The sequence below is a fragment of the Edaphocola aurantiacus genome, assembly GCF_019797745.1.
In the GTDB taxonomy this organism is placed as follows: Bacteria; Bacteroidota; Bacteroidia; order Chitinophagales; family Chitinophagaceae; genus Edaphocola; species Edaphocola aurantiacus.
Genome location: NZ_VOSI01000003.1, coordinates 156,287 through 181,932, shown reverse-complemented (window position 1 = coordinate 181,932; position 25,646 = coordinate 156,287). Strand labels below are relative to the sequence as shown.

Below are 25,646 nucleotides of genomic sequence, written 5' to 3'. Positions count from 1 at the left end.
GCCTATGTTCAAAAGTGGCTCATCGGACTTTACCTTTTACTCTCCGGCATTTGTATACCAGCTTTTAGTGATCATCCTAGGGCTCTCCTTCTGGATCTACTGGCTGAGCCGGAAAATACGTATCCTGAAACAGGAGAAGCAATCGGTAGCTGCTAAATTTGAAGAACTGAATAACCAGAAGCATGTGCTTGAGCTGGAAACGATCAAGCATAAACTGAATCCGCACCTGTTCAAAAACATCCTCAACTCTATACAATCCCATGCCTACAGCACTTATAAGTCTCTGGACCGGCTGTCGGGTGTACTGGACTATATCCTCTACGAAAGCGATCAGCCCTTTGTATCTATAAGCCAGGAGTTTTCTTTTGCGCGCAACCTGGTAGATATCAACCGGCTCAAGATGAGTCCCCTGTTTGACCTTCGTGCCGATATTATTCTTGATGAGCAGGACGAGATGGTAAATGAAGCCCTCATTGCCCCGCTGATCTGTGCTCCTATTATTGAAAATGCCTTTAAACACGCCGATCTTCAAAGCGAAGATGCTTTTATCAATATCCGGCTGGAATACCGCTCGGGTGTACTCAGCCTCAAAGTAGCCAATAAGGTGAGTGATAAACCACTATTGAAAAAAGAAAAATCGGGTGTGGGCAACAAAAGCCTGGAGAAACGACTGGAACTGATATACGGCGATTTTCATACCCTGACCGTGGACCGCAAAGACCAGGTATACCAGGTCTTGCTGAAAATAGACTTACATGGATACAAAAATAAAATGCATCATAGTTGATGATGAATTACCGGGACTGCATTACCTGCAGATGCTGTGTATGGAAACACCTATGCTGGAGATTGCCGGTATCTATAACGATCCGCTGAAGGCACTAGAAGATAAGGACCAGAAAGACTTTCAGATCTGCTTTGTAGACATCGAGATGCCGGGCATGAACGGTATAGACCTGGCAAAAGCTATGGGTAAGCCCGTTATTTTTACTACGGCGTATAAAGAATATGCCGCAGATGCTTTTGATATTGATGCTATAGACTACCTCGTCAAGCCGATCAACAGTGAACGCTTCCGGCAATCGATAGATAAGGCTGTGCTGTACCTGAAGCATATGCAGGCGGAACCAAACAGCAGCAGCATCCTTAATACCGATCGTGGTAAAGCCGTTATTGATTTCGCACAGGTCGCTATGATCAATACTTCTGCGGTTGATGCACGGGACAAACAGCTGGTATACCACAATGGAAAAGAACAGCTGCTGAAAAATTACACCTTTAATACACTCCGCGAACGAGTGCCTTCAACAAGCATTCTGCAGGTCAACAAAAAACAAATGGTAGCCATACGGGCTGTACAGGCCTTTACCAATAATGAAGTGGTGGTGGAAATAAATAAGGAAATGATACATATTCCATTGAGTGCCACATTCAAAGAGGAATTTATGATGGCTATGAAGGCCCTCTGATTACAAAATTCCCCTTATTCATTACAAGAGTGTGCACATATCGGATTGTGAATAGTAAGTTTGTATTCTAAAAAAGCTATTTACATGCCTAAATTGCGCAACCTACTTTTCTATACTCTTACGATTGTACTATTTTCTGTATTAATATATTTCATCATTAATCAGGGGCATGCACTGGAGCAGAAAGAGCTGACCAAAATCTCGGGCAGTCCCGATACCCTGGGTCAGATATGGGATACCTATAAGCATAATCTTACCCATCCTTTAGCGACACTGCTCTTACAGATTATTACCATTATCCTGGCGGCCCGTTTCTTCGGAATGCTGTTCAAAAAGATGAACCAGCCATCTGTGATTGGTGAGATTATCGCCGGTGTTATGCTGGGTCCATCCTTCCTGGGGCATTACTTTCCCGGCATGTTTGAAGTGATCTTCCCGACCAGTTCATTGGGTAACCTGCAGTTTCTGAGCCAGATAGGACTTATCCTGTTTATGTTCGTAATCGGTATGGAACTGGACCTGAATGTAATTAAATCCAAGGCCAAAGATGCTATTGTGATCAGTCATGCCAGCATTATATTTCCCTTTTTCCTCGGCATGCTGCTGGCCTTATTTCTCTATAACGAATTTGCCCCGCAGGGTATCGGCTTCGTATCCTTTGCTTTATTTGCCGGTATCTCCATGAGTATTACGGCCTTTCCCGTACTGGCACGGATTGTACAGGAACGGGGATTGTCCAAAACACGGTTAGGTAACATTGCTATTACCTGTGCAGCGGCAGATGATATTACAGCCTGGTGTATACTTGCTGCCGTAATTGCTATTGTAAAAGCCGGATCGGCCATGAGTGCCCTGGCCACGATTTTTGCGGCATTATTGTATGTTATACTGATGCTGAAAGTGGTACAGCCTTTGCTGGCCCGTATCGGCAAGAAATATGCACATAAAGAAGCCCTGAGCAGACCGGTAGTCGCTATATTCTTCATTACCCTGCTGATCTCTTCTTACACTACAGAGGTGATTGGTATCCATGCATTGTTCGGTGCTTTTATGGCGGGGGTGATTATGCCTTCCAACATCAGCTTCCGCAATGTATTTATTGAAAAGGTAGAGGATGTATCGGTGGTGATCCTGTTACCCTTATTCTTTGTCTTTACCGGCCTCAGAACAGAGATCGGATTGCTCAACGATGCCCGTTTATGGGGTATCTGCGGCCTCATCATCCTGGTGGCTGTAGTGGGCAAATTTGTGGGCAGTGCGCTGGCGGCTAAGTTTGTGGGCCAGTCCTGGAAAGACAGTCTGTCCATAGGGGCGCTCATGAATACCCGTGGTCTCATGGAGCTGATCGTACTCAATATCGGCTATGACCTGGGTGTATTGTCTAAAGAGATTTTTGCCATGCTGGTCCTCATGGCACTGGCTACGACCTTTATGACCGGACCGGCACTGGACCTGATCAATAAAATATGGCGCCGCAGTCCGGGCGAACAAACGGAGCATTCCAACAACGGCAGATATAAAGTACTGGTTTCCTTTAACCACAGTGATACAGGAAGAGCTTTACTGCGACTGGCCAATGCCTTTACCCGCAAATCTTCGGGCAATAGTGTCGTGACCTGTATGCACCTCTCCCCCAGCAATGACATTAATGCCTACAACCAGGCAGAGTATGAAAATGAGGTGTTTATGCCTATATATGATGCTTCGGATTCACTGGCCATGAAGGTCAAAACGGTGTTTAAACCGGTACAGAATATTGAAGAAGAAATTATTAAAACAGCCAATTCGGGTACCCATGACCTGCTGTTGCTGGGCACGGGTACCTCTATTTTTGACGGCACCTTATTGGGGCGCATCCTGGGGCTTACCTCTCAGATCATTAATCCTGAGCGCCTGTACAATACCCTGACCGGCAAAGAAAAGCTGTTCGGACAGGCGGTACTGGGTGAGCGTATGAAGACCCTGGTACGCAGTTGCAATATACCGGTGGGTATCCTCATAAACCGGGAGGAGACGGTGAGTACAGAAAGAATACTGATTCCGTTCTTTTCGATCAGCGATAGCTTCCTGCTCATCTATGCGCAGAAACTGATCCAGAATAATAAATCTGTTGTGGTGATTGTGGATGTTTTGGGTACTATAGCCCAGAATCCGGAGCTGAAAGAATCGATCCGGATGATAGAGCAGGTGGCTCCGAATCATATTGCCCTCTACGGGGGCCATACGGTTACCGAAGCACAGCGCAACAATAATGATATGATGATGATCTCTATCGAGAGCCTTAAACGTGCAGTGACGACGCATAGTACGTGGCTATCTTCCCTGCCGTCTATTTTAGTAATGAAGCCGTAATAATATTTGTTAACGCTTAAAAATTAAAAACGATGATGAATGAGCGCAATAAACATGAAAACAACGTTACTGTTAATCATATGCAACAGGACTATTCCCTGAAATCCGGATTTCTGGTGGAATTACTGGGTGTAGAACAGATTGAAATACAGGCTGCTATCACTGCAGTCGGTGACCATCCGGAAAAGGTAGAACGCTACCTGAGAGATCGTTTAGGATTGAATGATGAGTAATTATACGAGCAGACATTAAAAGATCTTCTTTTCATATTTCTATTTTGTTTGCCAAAGGGCACCGGACATCCGGTGCCCTTTTTTATAATGCACGCTATGAATATCTATTGGAAGATCTACACGAATACCGATCTGTTCGCTTCGAGGCCCTCAACGAACGGGTTTTGGCACCCAGGTCTTAGTGTTCCGAAGGGATCACTAAGACCTGGAAAATTGGTCCGATTGCATCGGACCGTTCGGCCAGGGTTAGCGTGCGCGCGTGCCAGCAATGTCTTTTTATTTTTGTATCAATGATTCCTCTGTCACCGGCGCTACCTGCACCCCTGTATATTTTCGGGCATAAGCCATAGCAATCATCAATCCGATGAAGGTCATCCCGAAACCTACCAGCGCCGGATAGTTATAAGGCAGACCAAACTCCAGCGGAATGCCCCCCAGGAAAGCACCCAGGGCATTGGCTACATTAAAGGCAGCCTGCATAAAGGCCGCGGCCATCATTTCAGCATTGGGTGCTGCACGTATCATCATAATATTGACCGGAGAGGCAATAGACATCGACAATCCACCACAGATAAAGGTCAATGCTAATGATACGGGCTGACTGGCAGAAAAGAAGAATACCCCAACCAGTGCAATCATCATGGAGCAAAGTAAAACGATACTCACCTTTGCGGCACCCATGCGGTCGGTCAGGTAACCACCGGCCAGGTTGCCGACTACCATGCCGCCGCCAGCCAGGGTCATGATATAGGCCATATTATTTTTGGACACTCCGGCTATATCGGTCATGAGCGGGGTAATATAACTCAGCCAGCTGAACAGTCCTCCGAAACCGATTGCGGTAATCAGCAGTACATACCAGCTCTGTTTGTTTTTCAGGAATTTAAGCTCGTCACGGAAGTGGGCACCTTCTTTGTTCTCCATCACCGGCAACCAGAGGTACAGAGACAATAGAGCCAGCAAACCGATCAGGGCTACAATGGCAAAGTACCAGCGCCAGTGATACGTATGCCCTATATAGGTAACCAGGGGTACCATGGCGAGATTCGCAACGGTAAGCCCGGTGAACATGAGGGCAATGTACCGAGCCTCCTTTCCTGCCCCTCCCAGCCTGGAGGCCACAACTGTACCTACTCCGAAGAAGGCACCATGCGGCAGACCGGATAGGAAACGCACAAAAAGCATGGACCAGTAGCCTGGCATCAGTGCAGATAATGCATTAAATATAGTAAAGAGGATCATGAGGGCAATGAGTACCTTCTTGGGCGGGAACTTTACGGCATAGCCGATGAGTAAGGGTGCCCCGATCACTACGCCTAAAGCATAGGCCGAAATGAGGTGTCCTGTTTCGGGAATGCTCACCTGTAATGATTTTGCCATATCCGGCAGTAAACCCATAATGGTAAATTCTGTAGTGCCGATGCCTAAACCACCGATGGCCAGTGGCAATATTCGCTTATCTATCATTGATCTGTTGTTTCTTGAGGGAGTGGTGAGGGAAGCGCAAATTTCCATAAAACAACCGGCTTCTGCTATTGAATTTATTTATACAGGATTCGTTGATTATATTTTCACAAAACATTAAGACATAGATAGTTATAACAAATAAATTCTATTACATTTGTCCGCACTTAAAAACACTCTTTTATTTATGCGTAAAACTGTACTTCGTTCATTTATGTCACACTCCTCCCGTTACTTCAAGACCTTAGCTTTTGCAGCCTTAACTCTGGGTAGCCTCCATACTTATGCAGGTACCCCGGTATCGGGTATCACTAACTTCAACAGTTTATACACCAATACCTTTGTAGACCTTACGGGTATTCATCCGGCAGGCAGCACAGGTTTATCGGCATTAAATGTTGCCGGTTATGACTTTACGGTGTTTTCTAATAACACAGCATCCGATGCTGGTATAGGTATTGAGCCATTTACCGGTCAGTCCGCCATGGTATATGGCTATACACAAAGTGGCGGTACTGTCATTACGGCATTAGAAATCAAATCGAACGGATTACCTCTTTTCGATCTGAACACTATTGATATATCTATAGATGGAATCCCTTTTGCGGGTATAGCCAGCGTTACCCTTACCGGCTATCGTAATAATGTTGCCGTTAGCGGTGCAACCATGACCTATTCGTTATCCACTGCCAGCGATGGGGAACTTTTGACAACCTATAATGTATCAAGTAATAATGCGTTCAAGGGAATTGACAAAATCAGAGTCGCAGCAACGGGTATAACCATTGGTGCCATAGGTGTAGACAATATTAATGCGACCAACTTCGCAGCGCCCCTTCCACTGGTTATGACCTCTTTCTCTGGCCGTCAGGTAGGTACTCAGGTACAGTTAGACTGGCTTACGAGCGACGAGTCTGGTATGAAAATATTCAATGTACAACGTTCTGTAGACGGCAAACGCTTCAGCACAATCGGCAGCTTGCCGGCTGGCAAAGCGGGCGCACACCAGTTTATAGATGAAGCCATTAATGGTAAGATCTACTATCGTCTTGAGACTATTGGTGATGACAACAGTACGGTATATTCTAAGGTGATCTCTCTACAGGTTGCTACCGGTGCACAGATCAGCATTGCGCCTAACCCGGTACTGAACCAGGCTACGGTATACAGCCTGCCTCAGGGTACGGTACACTACCAGCTGGTAGATGCTGCAGGTCGTTGTGTGCTGCAGGGCAATAAAATAGTGAACGCTGCGGGACAGCTGTCTCTTGATCTGAGCGGACAAAGTAGTGGTATCTATCATCTGCTGATCAGTGGTGATGCTGTAGCCCCACAATCGCTGAACCTGGTGAAACCATAATTATTTACATATATACAATAGTTCACAATCAATAAGGCCGGATACATAGTATCCGGCCTTATTGATTTATATTAACTTTTTAAGCAATCTGTACAGTATGGATTGCTTGCTTGTTTTCATTACAACTTCAGCTTATCCAGCAGGTAAAGATAAGGTTTGTGGAGATGGTGTATAAACATCTGGCTCTGATCGGTATTGGGGAACTTTTCGAAATACGCCGCATCGGGATACAACACGATAAAATTGCCCGTACGTACATAGTCATTACTATGGTAATATGCCGGTTGCTTGTACTCTTTCATGATTTTGGTAACCATACCTCCTGCTTTTTTCCCCAGGAAGCGCTCATAGATTCTTTGTGCCCTGCGGGTCGGGCGGTTAAGCTTGCCGAACATATACCCCATCACCGTACGCTGTACAAATGGTTGCTTGCGTATGATCTTGCGCGCATTCTTAAAAGGATTAATGGTATTAAAGTCATTCAGCGCCTGTATAGACATTGGAGTTTCGGGTACCCAGTCCGCTGCATTGACCACATTATAAGCCCAACCCGTTTGTGTATGTGCTTCATAATCATAAGCAAAATACAGGTTGCCTGGCTTAGGCCCTGCACTGCAATAGGTTTTGATACGGATATCTTTAGGTAATTTACCATTGTCCTGCAGACGGTACAGGTATGCATTCATCAGATAGGCGATGCCACCACCCTGACTATGCCCCATGATCACCACATTTTTGATACCGGCTTTATATACAGAATCGAGTTTCGGCATAATATCCCGGCTCAGGTAGCCTGTACTCAACAGCCAGCCGACATGTACAGCAGCTCTGGGATCGGCAGAAAGATCATAATCGAATGTAAAGGAATTATCGAGTTGCAGACTGCCCTTAGCCGGAACCATAGCAGCATAAAAGTTATTCAACCAGCTTTCGGATTTCTCGGTGGTACCACGCAGACTGATCACAGCCTGGTCTCCGGTATTACTCACCCAAAAATCCCAGAGGTTATCCAGCCCCATGGTGGCCGAGCGATATACCATTTTATAATCCGGATCGGGAAAATCTTTGTAGTAGTCGGGGTTTGAAGCACCTGTACGCGCAGAGATGTACATCATCTGCCGGTACTCCTCACGGTCAAAACCGGGTTTCAGGGCTTGGGCGCTGAGGGTTTGTGTACACCATGTACACAGGATCAGCATCAGGAAGGTAAGAGATCTGTTCATAGACCGGGTAATTTAGAGGGTAAAACAATCATATCAGCCTTACCCTTACATCACCAGATCGATCTACACTAAAAAACTGACGTACAGCAACTTATTTAGTTCTATTTAAAGTCATTCTATTTAAAAATCATATTCCGATTCGATACGTTCCTTAAGGCGGGAAACCAGGTCGTATGTAGCGGGGCAACGGTGTACATTCTGTATAAATGTCTCGTTATAATCATCAAACGGGCGCTTGTCATGATGCGGAAACTCTGCACAGTCAATCGGGCGCACTGCATATATACTGCACTTGTTATCTACCAGGAAGACGCAGGGAAATACTTTATTGATGGTACTGCCGGTTTCTTCTTCTACCTCCAGGTATTGCTCGAAAAAGGCCTCGGGTGTCATACCCAGATGTGCAGCAATGCGGGCAGTGTCCTCTTCTGTAAAGATCGGGGTCATGGTCTTGCAGCAATTGGCACAGGCCATACAGTCTGTATGTGCCCACATCTTACGATCTTCTTCCTCCACGATCTCGCTGAGATCGGGAGGAACAATTTCGTCAAACTTCTGCAGGAAGGCTGTAAGCTTCTTACGGTCTTTCTCCGCAGCTTTAAGTATTTTCGCTACATCCATTGAGGATCAATTAATAGTAAGAAGAATTCAGGTTTACATTTTGCTTCTCAGCCGCTTCGATACGAGCATAATCAGACAGGATAATCGGCTTACCTGGCTTCACACATACATTGTGTTCAAAGTGTACGGAAGGCTTGTTATCACGGGTTACGATCGTCCAGCCATCTTCCAGCGTTTCTACGTGGCGGGTACCCAAGTTAATCATCGGCTCAATAGCCAGTACCATATTCTCGACCAGGCGCTTACCGCTACCTCTGCGGCCATAGTTCGGTACCTGAGGATCTTCGTGCATCTGACGACCCACACCGTGTCCTACCAGCTCTCTTACCACTCCGTAACCATGTTTGCCATGTGTATGATTTTCAATAGCAAAAGCGATATCACCGGTTCTGTTGTTTACTACTGCCTGGTTGATACCCAGGAACAGGGATTCTTTGGTAATACGTACCAGATCCAGTACATCCTGAGGCACTTCGCCCATAATGAAGGTATAGGCATGGTCTCCATGAAAACCGTTCTTATAGAAACCACAGTCGATAGAAACGATATCACCTTCTCTCAGTTCATATTTGCCCGGAAAACCATGTACTACCTGCTCATTTACAGAAATACACAGGGAGTAAGGATAACCATGATACCCTTTAAAAGATGGCTTGCCGCCATTATCTTTAATAAATTCAAAAGCAAATTCGTCGATAGATAATGTGGTCATACCAGGCTTCAATATCTTCGCTACCTCAGTAAGCGTATTGCTCACCATAAGACAGCTTTCTCTTTGAATTTCAACCTCTTCGTTAGTTTTATATAAACTCATTTATAGTTCTTTTTTATGCTTCAATTAAAATATGTCCGGTCATCTCTTCCGGAATAGAAATACCCATGTATTGCAGTATTGTCGGAGCGATATCGCCCAGTTTACCGTTCTGCAGGCTACCCTTGTAGTCATTTGAAATAAGGAACAGCGGTACCGGGTTTAAGGTATGGGCTGTATTCGGCGAACCGTCTTCGTTCACCAGGTAATCAGAATTACCATGATCTGCCGTCAGGAAGACTGCATAGCCATTTTCCAGGGCTTTAGGCACGATTTCCGACACACACTGATCTACGGTTTCTGCTGCCTTAATAGCGGCTTCCCATACTCCGGTATGGCCAACCATATCGGCATTGGCAAAGTTAAGGCAAATGAAATCAGCACTTTGTACCTCAATTTCCGGAATAATGGCGTCTTTCAACTCATAAGCGCTCATTTCCGGCTTCAGATCATAAGTCGGTACATCTTTAGGAGAAGCCTTCATAATGCGCGACTCTCCGTCAAACGGCACCTCACGCCCTCCGGAGAAGAAGAAGGTTACATGCGGATATTTTTCAGTCTCAGCTATTCTAATTTGCTTTTTACCAGCATTTTGCAATACTTCACCTAATGTATTTTTGAGATCATCTTTATAAAAGATCACCGATACATTTCTAAACGTAGCATCATACTCCGTAGCGGTAACCAGGTGCAGATTAAGCGGGTGCATGTTATACTCCTGGTATGCCTGCTGAGTCAGCACGTCTACAATCTCGCGACAGCGGTCGGTACGGAAATTGAAACAGATCACGATATCCTCATCCTGTATCATTCCGATCGGTTGCTCCTGCTCATCCCACTGTACCAGCGGCATCATAAACTCGTCGGTAACCTGCTCTTCATAGGCAGATGTTATACTGCGTACAAAATCATTGGTCGGTGTACCGGCTCCTTTAGTCAGCAAGTCATAAGCCTTTGATACTCTTTCCCAACGTTTATCTCTGTCCATGGCATAATAACGGCCGATTACGGTAGCAATACGACCACGGGTTCCGGTCAGGGCATTGTCCAGTTCCTGAATAAATCCGGCTCCGCTTTTAGGATCGGTATCACGGCCATCAGTAAATGCATGTACGTAATACTGAGGTACTCCAGCATCTTCTGCATAGCTGCACAATGCCTTCAGGTGATCGATATGGGAATGCACCCCTCCGTTACTCACCAGTCCGACAAAATGCACTTTCGTTCCTTTTACCTTAGCCAGGTCAAAGGCAGCAACCAGTACCGGGTTCTGACGCAGGCTACCATCTTTAATGGCCACATTAACCCGCTGCAACTCCTGGTACACGATGCGCCCGGCACCCAGGTTCAGGTGTCCGACCTCAGAGTTTCCCATCTGTCCATTAGGCAAGCCTACCACTTCGCCGCAGGTAATGATTTCACTATTGGGATATTGATGATATAAATTATCTGTGTAAGGTGTGTGGGCAGCACGGATGGCATCGGAAGCCGGCACCAGTCCTTTTCCCCATCCATCCATAATGATCAGCATGGCTTTTTTACTCATAGAATGCAAAGTTATCATTATGCTGCTAATATTAAAAATATGTAGTCACTTTTATATGATTTTACCGGGTGTGGTATCAGCCTGGTCTATATAAAGAACAATGCGACCCCTAAAGGCCGCAATGTCTCGTTGTTGTATTGAAAGGAATTAAGATTCTGTTTTTTTATCTTTAATGCCACAGCCGATGGCTACCGTCTTGGTCGTTTCTACCGGCTTACCGGCCAGCAGTGCATCGACAGCAGCTTCTGCATAGCGGTGTTTCACCTGCTCGGCATGCTCGTAGTTGTCATCAATGGCACCGATATATTTTACGATGTTCTGGTTATTTTCTTTCTGCAGGATAAATACATGCGGTGTTTTATTGGCTCCGAATGCAGGGTATACGGTCTGTCCTTCATCAATCAGGTACGGGAAAGTATATCCTTTAGCCTTGGCCAGCTTCTGCATTTCTTCATAGCTGTCTTTAGGTTCAATTGCCGGATCGTTAGGGCTGATGGCAATAACCGGGTAGCCTTTATCTGCATAGCGCTTGTTCAGGTCTATAATGCGTTGCTCGTAGGCCTTTGCATAAGGACAGTGATTACAGGTAAAGATTACAATGAAACCTTTGGCATCTTTGTAATCAGCCAGGGCCACCTGCTTACCGTCAACATTCTTCAGAGAGAAGTCAGCCGCGGCATCACCTATAGCATAACCTTTTGCCGCAGGGGCTGCAGGTGTCGAAGGAGTGGTATCCTTTGCCACAGTGGCGGCTTCTGCCGTTGTAGCATCAGAATTACCGGCACAGGAAGCCATAGATAAGACGGCAGCACCGCAAAGGAGCATAAGTTTATTCATGTATTTATGTTTTGAGGGGTTAATGTACATAAGATTGCAGCAATTGTGTCAGTCCTTTTTCATCCAGAGATCCTTCATGAAATGCTCTTTTCTCTCCTTTCTCATATACTATGGTTGCCGGTATAGCCCCGGACCAGGTAGCATCAAATTTAGGAATCCATTCGTTCATTCGGGTATTATCATCCAGCAGGTAATGCTGTGCATTGATATTTCTTTCTTTCAGGAAGGGCACTACTTTATCCTGTAGTATATCGGACTGATCCAGCGATACCATAATCAGGCGGAAAGGTTTATGCTCTTTAGCCATACGATCGCTGAACGATTTAAAATGCGGCAGTTCCTTAACGCAAGGACCGCACCAGGTAGCCCAGAAATTGACTACATATACCGTATCATTCTCCTGCTGCAGCCGACTTTGTAATTGTTCATATTTGATTACGGTAACCTCAGGATTTTCTGCAGCGGGCAAAGGCTTTGCCGGTGCCTCAGATTCCGCAGGCCCCTTTTGAGGGTTTTCAGAGTCATTTACACTATTACAGGAGGCTGCGATAAAAATGCTGCAAAATGCAGCCCAGCCTAAAACAGACTTTTTCATGGATACTTAATTTAATCCTTCTTTAAAAGTATTACAATATCGGCAGAACCTTAAATCTGCCCCTGTTTTATAACATAACTTTACAAATACATAGTATGTACGTATACAGAGCTTAATCTTTTTCAAAGATCAGGATCGTCTCCCCCTCTTCTGTATTCATGGATATGTATAACCAGCCCTTCTTTTTCTCCACCTTCAGCTCATCTACATCTTTGTTTTTATTATTATTGATGACGCGCAGGTACTGCGCCCCACCTTTTTTGATTAAGGTATAATTACCATCGGCCTCTTCTCCCATTAATTTCTGCATATAATATCCGTCGCCTTTAATAATCAAGTGGCCATCAATAAATGGCTGCAGGTTTTTCTTAATATCATCCACGACCAGTTTTTCGTTCTCCGGAGTCACCTGACTTTTCAGATTGGGTCCCAGGGCGAGCGAGTCAATCCCCCATTCATAATAGATATCACTCATCTCAAAGGCCACCATGGTCCATTCTCCTTTTATGTCGTTGACAGTGAGGGATTGGGCCTTGGCCAGCACACTGTTCAGCAACAGTAATACAGAAAGTGTAAGAGTTCTCATATCAGATTTGTATTTAGGTAAGCTAAAATTATATATTATGTTTTTAATTAACGAATCAGACCGGATTATTTAATTGCTATACCCATACCCTATTCTTAAAAATTATAAAAATATTTTGCGCAACCAAACAATTGCACTTATATTTGCAAATGAACGGTTGCATATAAAGCGCCAGGACAAGATATGAGAAGAGATGTATTTCAGGCAATTGCCGATCCGACCCGAAGAGCCATTATAGCATTGATTGCTTTACAGGCAATGACCCCCAATGCGATTGCAGAACATTTTCATACTTCGAGGCAAGCCGTCTCCAAACACATTAAAATACTGACGGAATGTGAACTGCTCACGCAGCAGCAATCCGGAAGAGAGATTTACTATCACTTTAATCCTCATAAAATGAAAGAAGTAGCAGACTTTGTTGAGCCGTACCGCAAGATGTGGGAAAGCCGCTTCGATCAGTTAGACCAATTATTAAACCAATTAACCTAAAGTACTATGCAAAACATTCAAATCAAAAAAGATCTGGCCGCAAAAACTATCCAGATCACGAGAGACTTCAATGCGCCACTGAACAAAGTATGGCGTGCATTTACCGAAAAGGAACTGCTGGACCAATGGTGGGGACCGCAACCCTGGAAAGCCGAGACCAAACATATGGACTTCACTGAAGGGGGCTACTGGCTGTATGCCATGGTAGGATCTAATGGAGAAAAACACTGGTCCCGTGCCGATTTCGTGACCATAGATCCGATGAAAAGCTTCAAGGGCAAAGATGGTTTCTGTGACGAAAACGGAACAATGAATCCGGAAATGCCGCTCACGGACTGGACCAATGTATTTACAGAAACTGCTGAAGGTACAAGAGTGACCAATACGCTGCAATTCCAGGAAGTAAAAGACCTGCAAACGCTGGTGGATATGGGCTTCGAACAAGGCTACAGCATGGGCCTGAACCAGCTGGAAGCATTGCTGGACAGTCTGTAATCACAACTTTCCTAAAACAAATAAACCCGGCGCCATACGCCGGGTTTATTTTATATCAATACCTTATTAATTACAGGATTGTTTCTTTTACTGCTTTCAGGATATCCAGTGTTTCTTCCTCACTGCTGCCTTCTGCATAGATACGCAGCAATGGCTCTGTACCGGATGCACGCAGCATTACCCAACCACCATTCTCCAGGTGATATTTCACGCCGTCGATCTTCTCTACATGAGTAGCGGCATACTTGCCAAAACCACTATTATACACATCATTACCAGCATTGTTGATGATGGTTTCTTTCAGTTCATTAGGCAGGGTCAGATCATCTCTCTGGTATACAAATGGTCCTACTACATCATACACTTCCTGTATCAGCTCTTTCAGCGATTTACCCGTAGCCACCATAAACTCCAGCAATACCAGTCCGTCGTAGATACCATCTCTTTCGGGGATATGGCCTTTTACTGCAATACCACCACTCTCTTCTCCACCTACCAGTACATCTTCTGTTACAATTTTTTCACTGATGTATTTAAAGCCGATCGGGGTCACCTCTACTTCCAGGCCATACTGCTCGCACATACGCTTAACACGGTCAGTCACAGAGAAGGCAATAATTACCTTACCGGTCATCTGCTTGTATTTAGCCAGGTAGTGTACCAGTAACAACAGGATATGGTGTGCATCTACAAAGTTTCCGTCTTCGTCATACAGACCAATACGATCTGCATCACCATCCGTAACCAGGCCCAGCTTCAGCTCCGATGTGTTTTTCATCATTGCCGCCAGCTCTTTGGTATTTTTATATAATGGCTCCGGAGCAGTTCCGTTAAATGTAGGATTATGCTCGCAGTGCAGTAATACGGCAGACGGCATCAGTTTTCTGACTACATTCTGTCCCGCACCATACATCGCATCATAAGCCAGTTTGAAAGCCGAGTTGTTCAGCTGTGCAAAATCAAATTTGGTTTGCAGGTAATCCAGGTACATTTGCTCCAGGTCTATGAACTCCAGCAAGCCTTTCTGCTCATAGTGCTCCATGCTCTCTTCCGGAACAGTGTACTGATCCGGGATCAGGGCTTCTACCTCGGCGATGTCGCCAGGATTGGTCGGTCCGCCATGAGCACCTTTTAATTTATATCCATTATAGGCAGGCGGGTTATGCGATGCGGTGATCACAACACCCTGGTCTGCTTTCTTGGCCAATACACCATAGGAAACCATAGGTGTACTCACAAACCCTTTGGCAGCATATACCTTAATACCATTGTCGCAGAGTACGCGGGTAACGGTCTCTACAAACAATTCTCCCCCGAAACGGCAATCGTGTCCGATAACAACAGATGGCTTTTGGGTTTTGGTATATAACCAGTCAGCCAGGCCTTTAGAGACTCTGGCAACATTCTGTACTGTAAAATCTTTTGCGATAATGGCACGCCATCCATCGGTACCGAATTTAATTTTTTCCATTATGGAGTATAATATTTTTGGAGTATAATAATAGGTTATGCTTTGTCGGGAAATAATACGTCCTGCATGGTGAATACACCCTGACGGCCTTTCAGAAATTCTGCAGCCAGTACAGAGCCCAGGGCAAATCCATCGCGGGTATGCGCCGTATGCTTGATCTCGATATCGTCAATTTCGGAGTGGTAAGTCACGACATGGGTACCCGGCACTTCCGGCTCACGATAAGCTTTGATCGCCAGTTCTGCAGGATTGTTTTCTCTTTCTTTAGCCCATGTATCTTTACGGGACAGTTGCTGTATGATCTGCTCTGCAATAGTAATGGCTGTACCGCTTGGTGCATCCAGCTTTTGCAGATGGTGGGTTTCTTCTACCAGTACATTATAGGCATCCTGCTTGTCCATCAGTTGTGCCAGGTATTTATTTACTGCAAAGAAAATATTTACCCCCAGGCTAAAGTTCGATGACTGGATCATGGCGGTATTATATGCTGCACACAGGGCTTCTGCCTGTGGTACATCTTCGTTCCATCCGGTAGTACCGCAAACAACCGGTACACCTGCTTTCAGGCATTTGGATACATTCTCCAGCGCAGCCTCCGGCTGGGTAAATTCAATGGCTACATCAGCTTGTTTGATCGCTTCTGCAGTAAAGGTTTCACTATTTCCTCTTCCTATTTTCAGGACAATTTCATGGCCACGGCTCAGGGCAATCCTTTCAATGGTTTTTCCCATTTTACCGTATCCAATCAATGCAATTTTCATATGGTTACTTTATTAAAAATTTAGGCCAGAACAGTTTTTGAATGCCTGGGGAGTAATGTATAAAATCGGGGGTATGCATCAGCTCCAGGCCGCCATACACAAAATGCGAACGGAATTTTTCCAGTTTTATATCCTGAAAATTCCATTCCCTGTGATGCACACTATATTCGTACAGGTTATTCTGTTTTTCATAGAAGTATCTGAAGCGGTTAGACAACCAGGACTCCAGGGCAGATTCTTTGATTTCTGCACCCAGCTTATATTTCAATCCGAGTTTGAATCCGGTCAGATCATTTTTAGCGAAGAATTTATGCTCTTCTTCATTGCGTTCTCTCAGGATCTCTGTCTCGCCCGGTTTCAGTTTGAACAGTCTTTTGTACAGGTTTTTGGTAAATGATTTTTCAAGCTCCTGGTTAAAGATGTACAGGCCAGGCTTTCCGTTATGGATCACATAAGTCTGCATGATCACCTGGTCGAAACTAAAGCCTTGTTTGATGATGGTAAAGAAGCGGTTCATGAAGTTTTCTACACTGGCCACACAAATAGTAACCCAGGCACCACCCTCAAAAGTATCGATAGACAGCTCTTTAGGCAAAATACGCTTTACTGTACTGGCATCAACTTTCCAATGCAGCATCAGCACATCACTCCATTCACTCAGTACAATCCAGTCCTGATTAGGCATTGGGAAAGGACGATGTGCAGTAGATTTTAAAATTTCTTCAGGTTTAAATACTTCCATTACGCTTGGTCGAACAATAATTCACAGTTTTCGGGTACGAAACTATCTAACGAAAAGGTTCTTCGCAAAATAACATAAAAACTTTAACAATCCCTTTAGGGCTTCATACCTACGTGCAGCAAGTTAACAAATAATCTCATTGCGCCAACATTTCCCGCTGGTAATTGGCGAAAAAAGGCCAGACCGGTATATACGAACCATCCTTTGCCATAGGGTGCATACAGGATCGCACTGTTCAGCGGCTGCTCGCCAGGGTCTTGCATAGACAATACAGGCACATAAGCCTTATCCCATTTAGATGGATAATAGATACCGCGCTCCTGCACCCAGTTATCGAAATCTTTGCTGGTGATTACATTGGGATATTGCAGTAGCGGATCGGCCGGGTTAATAAAGGTAACCGTCGCTTGCTCATCCGTAATACGGTCACGGGACAGGCTCAGCGGCAACGGACTGAATTCGGGCAATTCCAGTCCCATACTGGTATTGTACTGCATTACTACCCTACCGCCCTGGGCTACATACTGCCAGAGACCAGGCATGTAGCGCGCCAGGTCTTTACGCACATTCGCGACCCTTACCCCACAAACGATCACATCATACTTAGCCAGACCGGCAGGATGACTCAGATCGGCATCGCTCAGCATACTCACTTCAAACCCGCTCAGGGAGAGGGCTTCAGCAACCTTATCTCCGGCACCGGCTATATAACCGATCTTCTGCACTTTCGGAGAAGCCCAGTTTTTCTGCACCAGCACCGATTGTGCCGGTTCAAAATACTGTAACGCAGGAATGTGTTCATACTGTATCAGGTGCAGCGTTTTGTCATATTGCTGATTACCGGTCTCCAGTACATATCTCAGCACGGGGCCTTGCTTCAGTGCTGCTGCCGGAATGGTAATATCGATTACAGAGCGGCTGTCTTTAGCCAAAGCAGACAATGCTTTGCGTGCCACAATCTCTTGCCCCTGGTACACCAGTAATGTGGCCTGATCTATTGACTGACGCAGGGTAATGCGTACCGAGGTCTGCAGATCTTTTTGCGGCTCGGCCACCAGCATAGGTTGCAGCGGTTCAATGTCCGCCACAGGCATTACCCGTACCGGCTCTATTACATCGCCACGGGTCGGGTTCAGCTGTTTGTATGAAATCGGCACCGGAAGCGTAAATGCCTCTGTACCTATATTGATCTGTAAGGACAATACAAAGTCCGGTATATTCAAGGCCTCATTTTTATACGGCGCCGGGTAGATGTATTTATGTTCTTTCGGTTCCTGCTGCATCCAGAAAGGCTCTGTAAGCGGCACCTGTGCGGTAACCGGGAAGGCAAATAATAAGGTACGTACACTGTCATTACCGATAGCTGTAGCAGCCGGTATGCAATTGTTCCGATCTCTGTAGTATACAGCAGCAAGTTGTACACCATTCATACGGGAAGTAATGTTCACCGTAACCGGCAGGCTATCCCCGCTGCTTACAACTTGTTTGGCGGCCAGGGCCTCGGCTTGTATACCCGCACAGTGCAGGATAATTTGGTCCAGTTCTTCCAGTTTAGTTTTGCTCCAGAAGGCGTTTTTAATATTCAAAGCGGCAATCTGCTTGCGGATCTTCACCAAGGCCTCCACACTTTTTTCGGGATGGGTAAAATCAAAACGATTGATAACCGCAGCAATCTGCTTCCCGATTTGCGGAGCACCTACCCTGTTCCAGGAAGTGTCTACCCCATCGTAAAGCGATTTGCTCATGGGTGCACCACCCAGCAATTCAAAATTTTCATTGGCAATGCCATAGGTCTGCGGAGTACCCGCTCCCTGGCTCTTATGCTCTGAGCGGCTGCGCCCGGCCAGTTCTCCGTAACTCTCACCCAGTAAAGGATCATACTGGTTGATCGGCAGCAGGAACTGTCCTTCGCGAATGGTATTGCTGGTCCCGAACTTGAATGCATTAAACAATAATCGTTTGGGCTTCCAGATATTGGGATCAGTGCTGGCCTGCAGTTCTTCAAAAGCCAGTTTAGCCGCTATTGCAGAAGCAGTATGTTGTCCGTGCCCGCCCTCGCCTGTTGTAGGAAAGCGACAGATCAGCACATCGGGACGATACTGTTGTATTGCTTGTTTCACAGAATTCACCACTTCTTCCCTGTTCCAGAAAGAGAAGGTCTCATCCGGCGACTTGCTGAAACCGAAGTCGACAAACTGGGTAAAGAGCTGGCCGGCTCCGTCCAGTTGGCGGGCCCGCATCATTTCATTGGTACGGATCAGTCCCAGTGCAGCGCCCTGTTCATTGCCCAGTATATTCTGCCCCCCGTCTCCACGGGTAAGTGACAGATAAATGGTATTGATATGATCGTGGTGTACCAGGTAGGTGATCAGCCGGGTATTCTCATCGTCAGGATGTGCAGCGATGTACATTACGGTACCCAGTCGCTGTAACTGTTGCAGCTCCTGGAAGATAGCCGATGAGGGCTGCGGGCGAAACTGCTGCGCGGTAGCATACCGGCTGCATAATATCGAAAGTAGTAGAAATAAACGTTTCATGTCTAGTAAACAATGCAGATGCTATTTCAGCAAAGCCTTTTTCTTACGGGCCAGCTCAGTACCATCACTGCTTGTATTCAGTTTTATATAATTATCCAGGTTTTTGTCCAGGTCTTTTAATAATTGATTGATGCCCTCTTTATTCGCACCTTCGTTCAGGTTTTGAATCTTACGGAGAAATGCCAGTCCGCGGGTATAGGTCTCCAGATCTCTGCTCTGTAACAGATAGGTACCAAAATGGGTGATGAGCGTACTGCGCACCCCGTCATAATTGTGTACGATCTGTTCCTGCAGGTAAGGATAATCTTCCGATCTACCTTCTTTCGCCAGCACCATATAGGAAACATAGAGTAACTGATCTCTCGGATCACTTGCTTTCAGGCTTACCGCATGATCATAGGCCAGCTTATGATTCTGGGCATAGAGTGCCATCAGGGCGCTGCCTGCAACAATGTAAGAAGGACTACTGATGGCCTGTTCGTACATAGCTGTATACTTTGTATCATATACCTTGGTCAGCAGATAAAAAGCCGCTGCCCTTACTTTATTAGAAGGATCATTCTCTGCAAGTGCGGCTACCATTGCGGTAAAAGCAGCAGCATCTGCTTTAGTACTGAGGTCTATGCCCTGTAATGCATATAAACGCACCTGGGATATGGTATCTGCTAAAGCATCTTTTAAGATCGTATTTCTTTGGGTTGCATCCGGATTATTGTTCAAAAAATCGGCCAGGGCATTGCGTTTGCTGATATAGCTGGATGATTTTTGCAGGATTGCCCGCACATCAGGAGCTGCTGGTTTGATGACTTTGATCTCGCCCGGTAACCAGTGCATAGCATCCGGCACAAATACCGGTGCTTTACCATTTACATACGGATAGGTAAATACCTGTTCTTTTTGATTTACCGTCCAGTCGATGGTTTCGGTGCCCTTGTCGCTGATCAGCTGTGCCTTCAAAGGCATATGGTACAGTCCTATGCTATCGTTCTGTTGCTGTTTTACCACAACCGTCATCTGCTGTGCCGCATTATCATACTGGTACTGGAGCTCCAGTTTAGGATGCCCTGCACGGAAATACCATTCATCAAAAAACCACTTCCAGTCCTTACCGCTTACTTTTTCAAAAGCCAGTCGCAGATCGGTAGCCTCAGCAGTACTTAATTTATGTTGTGTCAGGTACTCTTTCAGCCCGGCAAAGAAAGCCTCATCGCCCAGCAGGTTGCGCAGGTAATGCAGGGTACGGCCGCCTTTGTTGTACGATACGCGATCAAACATTTCTCCGGCAGACTGGTAATGATACCGCACCAGGGAAGGATCATTTTTGGCAGCCTGTGACAGATAGCGATTCATGGCGTTCTGCCATATTTCTTCGGCACGGTTAGGTCCGTATTTATATTCCGTCCACAGGTATTCACTGTAGTCGGCAAAAGATTCATTTACGGTCAGCTGTCCCCAGGACTCGCAGGTCACATAATCTCCAAACCATTGGTGAAACAGCTCATGCGCTACGATGAAATCGTTTGGTGCATCGGCCAGCTCACTGTCATTCTTCAGGTTAAAGGAACCGAATAAACTGGCGGTTACATTCTCCATCGCACCGGATACATAGTTGTATCCCACCACCTGGCTGTACTTATCCCAGGGATAAGGTACACCCAGCCTGTCCGAAAAGAATTGCATCATTTCCGGGGTATGGTTAAATATATTGCGGGCATAAGGGCCATAGGCCTTAGGCACATAATAGGCCACCTCTTTACCTTTCCAGGTATCTTTCTGTACCGCAAAATCGCCTACCGCCATCATAGCCAGGTATGGCGCAAAAGGTATATCCTGCACCCAGCGATCGGCACGCATGCCATTAGCCTCTTTGATGGATGTTTTCAACAGACCATTACTCAAGGTGACCAGTGTATCGGGCACATGCATGGTCAGGTCCAAAGTGGTTTTAAAGTTCGGACTATCGAAGGTCGGGAACCATTTGCTGTTGGCCTGGGTCTCGCCCTGGGTCCAGATCTGCATTGGTTTTTGCGGTTCTTCCAGTCGGGTATTGATGAAGAATAGTCCTTTATCGCTGCGGATCGCATCGGTACCACCCTCTTTTACACTATAAGGACGGGCCGTATATTTAATATGAATATTCAGTAAGTCTTCTTTTTTTACCGCTTGCTTCAGCTTAATATGCAGGCGTTCATTATCGTAATGATAGGAATCGAGTAAGGAAACCGGCATGGTTTCTACCGCATCGATCTGCATACCTACTGCATCCAGGACAATAGAGTCGGAATTATAGAAATAAGGATGCATCTGCAATAGTGCATGTCCGCTGGCCGTACGTTGGGCAAAGTCAAAGGTCAGGTCCAGTTTGGTATGCTTCAGCTCCCATTCTTTGGTACGGCTGGGCTGATACGGCGGCGGTGTCGCCGCTTTAGTCGTTTTCTGCGGTTCTGCGGCTGTCGCGGTTTTGTTTTTAGATACCGCGCAGGAAGCGGAACATATAAGGATACCCGATAGACAAATAAAGGGCTTTAATAATGTATAATTTGCCAATGAAAACATTTTAGAAACAAACAAAAATATACTTTTGTATGCTAAAACCAATACAAAATGTTGCTCCGGCATAAAGCCCTTTTTCAGACTTGTTTATTACTGCTGCTCTACGGCTTATTTGCCCTAGCCTGTACCCGACACGAGCGGCAGGTGCGCCGGGGAATGTATTACTGGAAGACCAATGTGACCTTATCTCGGGAGGAGCAAGCTTTCCTGAAGCAATACCATTGCCAGGAATTGTATGTGCGTTTTTTTGATGTCGATCTGGACCCGAATACCGGGCGTATTGTACCGGTTGCCCCTGCCCGGATCGACATTACAGACACTGCACTGAACATTGTACCGGTTGTTTTTATTACCCCTTCGGCCATTGCGCAGCTGGACCCAAAGGATATTGCGGTACTGGCACAAAACATTACCGGTTTACTGCAACGAAAATGTACAGAAGCAGGTATCGTTCCCAAAGAGATACAGATCGACTGTGACTGGACGGTTACCACCAGAGAGACATACTTCAATTTACTGCATCACCTGAAACAGGAGGCCTTTTTTACAGGAAAGAAATTAAGTGTAACCATCAGACTGCACCAGGTCAAGTATATTGTCAAAAGCGGCATACCACCGGCTGACAAGGGCTTGCTGATGTGCTATAACATGGGCAGACTCCGGAATATAAAAGAAGAAAACTCGATCCTGAATGTTGCAGCGGCGCAACAATACCTCGATAACCTGGAGCACTACCCGCTGCCGCTTGATGTGGCCCTGCCTGTTTTTCACTGGAGTGTATTATTTGAAAAGGAACAGTACAAAGGCATACTCCGGGACATTGACATTGACCGCCTGCAGGACAAGAGCCTGTTTCAGCCACAGACAGCTCATACCTTTACTGTGGTGAAAGATACTTTCTGGAACGGGTTTGAACTAAAAAAAGGACAATGGATCAGATATGAAAACAGTCCGGCAGAAGACGTGCAAAAACTTGCTACTTTTGTAGCCGAGCATATACCTAATGATTCTTTAAAGGTATTACTATACCACCTTGATCAGCAAAACCTCAAAAATTATACTCCTGATGAACTGGAAAAAATATTTACTCGCTTTTAGCAGCATTGCCGTACTGGTGGCTTCAGAGCAGATCATTCATGCCTGTGCAGACTTCGACAGTTATGATACCTACCCTTCCTTTTTTGGAAATAAGGGAACACAGACACCGGCGTACACGCCTTTCTTTTATGTCTCTGATGATTTGTACTACAGCGATTATAATGATGAAAATGATGCCGGCCCGGAGCAGGTCAACAAGATGCTGATGTTGCAGGAATGGCAGGAGTATACCCGAAAAGAAAGCTCTGTAAAGGATATTGAAACCATCCTGTACAATACCAGTATTGATGCGATACAGGCACTGGACCGCAAAGTTCCCGATTCGCTTGCGGCCAATACTTTTGCTCAATGGCTCAGCAAGGCGAAGAACAAACCGGCACTGCAATACCTGAATTATGCCAAAACCTGCGAGATAAATGCAACGGCGATCATCTCGGACTGGGATACTACAAGAGCGAAGCCTGTGGCCAGTAATATAATGCTGATGGAAGAAGGAATCGGTCTGAGGAAAAAGACGAAAGACGACTTCCTGAAGATGAAATACAACTTCCAGATCCTGCGCATGGCTTTTTATGATCAGCAATATGATAAAGTATTGTCTTTATACGAAGAGCTCCTGGGCAGCAGTGCTGACCAAAGTGTAGCCTATGCGCGTTGTATTGGTTTTAAAGCCGGTGCTTACTATAAGAAAAAGGAAAAAGCCAAAGCCGGATATTATTACAGTAAAATGTTTGCCAGCAGTGACGCTTATAAGAGCGAAGCTATGGTCTCTTATGAGTGGAGCCGCAGTACTTATGATCCGGACAAAGGGGAAAGAACCGAAGACTTCACCGATGCGATATACAAGTTATGCCAGAATGATAAAGAGCGGGCTGTTGTTACGGTTATGAATGCCCTGCGCAATGTGGGTGATGCACTGCCGGACATCGAAAAGGCCTACCAGCTTGACCCTACAGTGGCAGGACTGGATGTGTTGCTGAACCGCGAGATCAATAAAGTGGAAGAAAACTACTTCTCTTCTATTGTATATAGTCAGAACAAACTGCCGAATACTTCTTACTGGTATTACGATATCCGCAATTATGATTACAATTACGGAGAGCAAAGCCAGGCACAAAAAGACTCGGTTACCCGTACCTATACCAGCTACCTGTCTTCCCTGAACCGCTTTGCGGAAAAGATGGTGGCTGACAGAAAGAATGGCACGCCGGCATTCTGGCAACTATCATCGGCCTATATCTCTTATATGATGCAGGATAAAGTGAAGATGAATGCAGCCCTGGCGGCGGCTAAAGCCTCTGGTATGCAGCCCCGCGAGCAAGGATTATATAATGTGATTGAGATCCTGGCTGTGCTCAAAAATGCACAGAGCCTGACACCTACCGTTGAAGCGCAATTATTGCCCAAGCTGCAGGCACTGAATACGCTGGCGATCAAAGATCATGATGCGGATAAAACATTCCGCAATATGATGCAGCACCTGGTTGCAGGTCAGTACCTGCAACAAAAAGACACGATCAAAGCAGTGTATGCAATGGCACATGCCAGCAGTTATGACAGTGCACGCAATACCTTCTATACCGATGAGAGCTTTAAGGATATACAGGGCAGCGTGCTGGATGCAATGTCTATACCGCAGCTGAACAATGTACAGGCTTTCGCGGCCAATACACAAAAATCGGCCTTTGATCAGTGGCTGGTCAAAGGGACTTATTACACTCCGGAAAACCTTAAAGAACTGGAGGGCACCAAGTACATCCGCGAATATAAATTCAAAGAGGCGGCTACAATATTTGCGCAGATCAACCCGAGTAAAAAATTCCCGAGTCCGTTCATGCCGCAGATCAATGATATTGTCGAGGCAGATGAAACGGAGATCAATAAGGGATATAATAAGCTGAGCTTTAGCAAGCGTATGGCCGAACTGCAGGAGATTATTGCCAAAAATCCGAATGATGCAGGTGCTCTATATGGTTATGCAGTAGCCTTGTATAATATTTCTTATTACGGTAAGGCCTCTAATATGGTGGATTATACCCGCGACTATACCAATGAAATGGCTTATTACATCACGGACGACTGGAAAAAGCTCAGCCGGCCATTCCAGGAGTATTACGGGGTCTATACCGCAGAGCAGTATTTCAATAAAGCTGCAGCCGTGGCTACCGATCCTGAAGTAAAGGCCAAAGCGATTTGGGGTGCGGCTAAATGCTGGCAGAAAAGATGCCCGGTAGTGCCAGAGAACCGCTATGGCGAGGACAATGGTTACTTCCAGAATGCACTGAAGAATCCGCATTTCCAGAAACTGCAAAGCGGCTATAACCAAACCAAATACATGCAAACCGTATATAATACCTGTGATTATTACGGATCATACATCCGCAGAAACAGATAAACAGA

General features: G+C 45.7%; 22 protein-coding genes. 9 read left to right on the top strand and 13 right to left on the bottom strand.

All coding sequences use genetic code 11. The features are described from left to right. Positions 1 to 4: 4 nt before the first annotated feature. The 4 genes from FTD44_RS09430 (at position 5) to FTD44_RS09415 (ending at position 4,054) form a co-directional block, all read left to right on the top strand. A complete protein-coding gene (locus tag FTD44_RS09430) occupies positions 5 to 787 on the top strand; it encodes a sensor histidine kinase (RefSeq protein WP_222166219.1) in 783 nt (260 codons plus the stop codon). Next, positions 756 to 1,469: a LytR/AlgR family response regulator transcription factor gene (locus FTD44_RS09425; RefSeq protein WP_222166218.1), complete on the top strand. Its 714-nt coding sequence runs from the start codon at positions 756 to 758 to the stop codon at positions 1,467 to 1,469. The genes FTD44_RS09430 and FTD44_RS09425 overlap by 32 nt, the downstream gene beginning before the upstream one ends. An 84-nt stretch (positions 1,470 to 1,553) precedes the next feature. After that, positions 1,554 to 3,821 (top strand): cation:proton antiporter, encoded by a 2,268-nt coding sequence (locus FTD44_RS09420; protein WP_222166217.1) that lies wholly within the window; start codon positions 1,554 to 1,556, stop codon positions 3,819 to 3,821. 32 nt (positions 3,822 to 3,853) lie between these two features. Further along, entirely contained in the window at positions 3,854 to 4,054 is a 201-nt protein-coding gene (locus tag FTD44_RS09415) for a DUF3606 domain-containing protein (RefSeq protein ID WP_222166216.1), read from the top strand. Positions 4,055 to 4,330: 276 nt separating this feature from the next. On the opposite strand, the gene FTD44_RS09410 is transcribed toward FTD44_RS09415, so the two are convergent. Beyond that, entirely contained in the window at positions 4,331 to 5,521 is a 1,191-nt protein-coding gene (locus tag FTD44_RS09410; RefSeq protein ID WP_246625392.1) for an MFS transporter, read from the bottom strand. 184 nt (positions 5,522 to 5,705) lie between these two features. Between FTD44_RS09410 and FTD44_RS09405 the strand changes: the two genes are divergently transcribed. After that, the gene (locus FTD44_RS09405; protein WP_222166215.1) at positions 5,706 to 6,878 is read left to right on the top strand and encodes a T9SS type A sorting domain-containing protein; all 1,173 of its coding nucleotides are present in this window, start codon (positions 5,706 to 5,708) and stop codon (positions 6,876 to 6,878) included. A gap of 119 nt (positions 6,879 to 6,997) precedes the next feature. Here the strand turns inward: FTD44_RS09405 and FTD44_RS09400 are convergent, their stop codons facing one another. The 7 genes from FTD44_RS09400 to FTD44_RS09370 all read right to left on the bottom strand — a co-directional run bounded on the left by FTD44_RS09400 (position 6,998) and on the right by FTD44_RS09370 (position 13,097). Next, positions 6,998 to 8,101: a lipase family protein gene (locus FTD44_RS09400; protein WP_222166214.1), complete on the bottom strand. Its 1,104-nt coding sequence runs from the start codon at positions 8,099 to 8,101 to the stop codon at positions 6,998 to 7,000. A gap of 120 nt (positions 8,102 to 8,221) precedes the next feature. Then, positions 8,222 to 8,722 (bottom strand): YkgJ family cysteine cluster protein, encoded by a 501-nt coding sequence (locus FTD44_RS09395; protein ID WP_222166213.1) that lies wholly within the window; start codon positions 8,720 to 8,722, stop codon positions 8,222 to 8,224. 10 nt (positions 8,723 to 8,732) lie between these two features. Continuing rightward, positions 8,733 to 9,536: a type I methionyl aminopeptidase gene (gene map, locus FTD44_RS09390; RefSeq protein WP_222166212.1), complete on the bottom strand. Its 804-nt coding sequence runs from the start codon at positions 9,534 to 9,536 to the stop codon at positions 8,733 to 8,735. Positions 9,537 to 9,549: 13 nt separating this feature from the next. After that, positions 9,550 to 11,079 carry a 2,3-bisphosphoglycerate-independent phosphoglycerate mutase gene (gpmI, locus tag FTD44_RS09385; protein WP_222166211.1) on the bottom strand — a complete coding sequence of 510 codons (1,530 nt, stop codon included), beginning with the start codon at positions 11,077 to 11,079 and terminating at the stop codon, positions 9,550 to 9,552. 147 nt (positions 11,080 to 11,226) lie between these two features. Next, the gene (locus tag FTD44_RS09380) at positions 11,227 to 11,916 is read right to left on the bottom strand and encodes a thioredoxin family protein (protein ID WP_222166210.1); all 690 of its coding nucleotides are present in this window, start codon (positions 11,914 to 11,916) and stop codon (positions 11,227 to 11,229) included. A gap of 19 nt (positions 11,917 to 11,935) precedes the next feature. Next, on the bottom strand, positions 11,936 to 12,511 hold the full coding sequence (locus FTD44_RS09375; protein WP_222166209.1) for a TlpA family protein disulfide reductase: 576 nt from the start codon (positions 12,509 to 12,511) through the stop codon (positions 11,936 to 11,938). Positions 12,512 to 12,623: 112 nt separating this feature from the next. Beyond that, a complete protein-coding gene (locus FTD44_RS09370; protein ID WP_222166208.1) occupies positions 12,624 to 13,097 on the bottom strand; it encodes a hypothetical protein in 474 nt (157 codons plus the stop codon). A gap of 183 nt (positions 13,098 to 13,280) precedes the next feature. Between FTD44_RS09370 and FTD44_RS09365 the strand changes: the two genes are divergently transcribed. Both FTD44_RS09365 and FTD44_RS09360 read left to right on the top strand, forming a co-directional pair. Then, positions 13,281 to 13,589, top strand: a complete 309-nt coding sequence (locus FTD44_RS09365) for an ArsR/SmtB family transcription factor (RefSeq protein ID WP_129021693.1) — start codon at positions 13,281 to 13,283, stop codon at positions 13,587 to 13,589. Positions 13,590 to 13,595: 6 nt separating this feature from the next. Then, complete coding sequence (locus tag FTD44_RS09360) at positions 13,596 to 14,084, top strand: SRPBCC family protein (RefSeq protein WP_222166207.1); 489 nt, start codon at positions 13,596 to 13,598, stop codon at positions 14,082 to 14,084. A 70-nt stretch (positions 14,085 to 14,154) separates the two neighbouring features. On the opposite strand, the gene FTD44_RS09355 is transcribed toward FTD44_RS09360, so the two are convergent. From FTD44_RS09355 to FTD44_RS09335, 5 genes are all read right to left on the bottom strand, one after another. Beyond that, positions 14,155 to 15,555: a phosphoglucomutase/phosphomannomutase family protein gene (locus tag FTD44_RS09355; RefSeq protein WP_222166206.1), complete on the bottom strand. Its 1,401-nt coding sequence runs from the start codon at positions 15,553 to 15,555 to the stop codon at positions 14,155 to 14,157. A gap of 35 nt (positions 15,556 to 15,590) precedes the next feature. Next, positions 15,591 to 16,316 (bottom strand): 4-hydroxy-tetrahydrodipicolinate reductase, encoded by a 726-nt coding sequence (dapB, locus tag FTD44_RS09350; protein WP_222166205.1) that lies wholly within the window; start codon positions 16,314 to 16,316, stop codon positions 15,591 to 15,593. Between the two features lie 4 nt (positions 16,317 to 16,320). Further along, positions 16,321 to 17,058 (bottom strand): DUF2071 domain-containing protein, encoded by a 738-nt coding sequence (locus FTD44_RS09345; RefSeq protein WP_222166204.1) that lies wholly within the window; start codon positions 17,056 to 17,058, stop codon positions 16,321 to 16,323. A gap of 95 nt (positions 17,059 to 17,153) precedes the next feature. After that, on the bottom strand, positions 17,154 to 19,595 hold the full coding sequence (locus tag FTD44_RS09340; RefSeq protein WP_222166203.1) for a PIG-L family deacetylase: 2,442 nt from the start codon (positions 19,593 to 19,595) through the stop codon (positions 17,154 to 17,156). A gap of 21 nt (positions 19,596 to 19,616) precedes the next feature. Continuing rightward, entirely contained in the window at positions 19,617 to 22,142 is a 2,526-nt protein-coding gene (locus tag FTD44_RS09335; protein WP_222166202.1) for a M1 family metallopeptidase, read from the bottom strand. Positions 22,143 to 22,199: 57 nt separating this feature from the next. Here FTD44_RS09335 and FTD44_RS09330 point away from each other — a divergent pair, with 57 nt between their 5' ends. Both FTD44_RS09330 and FTD44_RS09325 read left to right on the top strand, forming a co-directional pair. Continuing rightward, on the top strand, positions 22,200 to 23,246 hold the full coding sequence (locus FTD44_RS09330) for a hypothetical protein (protein WP_222166201.1): 1,047 nt from the start codon (positions 22,200 to 22,202) through the stop codon (positions 23,244 to 23,246). Continuing rightward, entirely contained in the window at positions 23,215 to 25,641 is a 2,427-nt protein-coding gene (locus FTD44_RS09325) for a hypothetical protein (RefSeq protein WP_222166200.1), read from the top strand. Before FTD44_RS09330 ends, FTD44_RS09325 begins: the two co-directional genes overlap by 32 nt. The last annotated feature ends 5 nt before the right edge of the window (positions 25,642 to 25,646 follow it).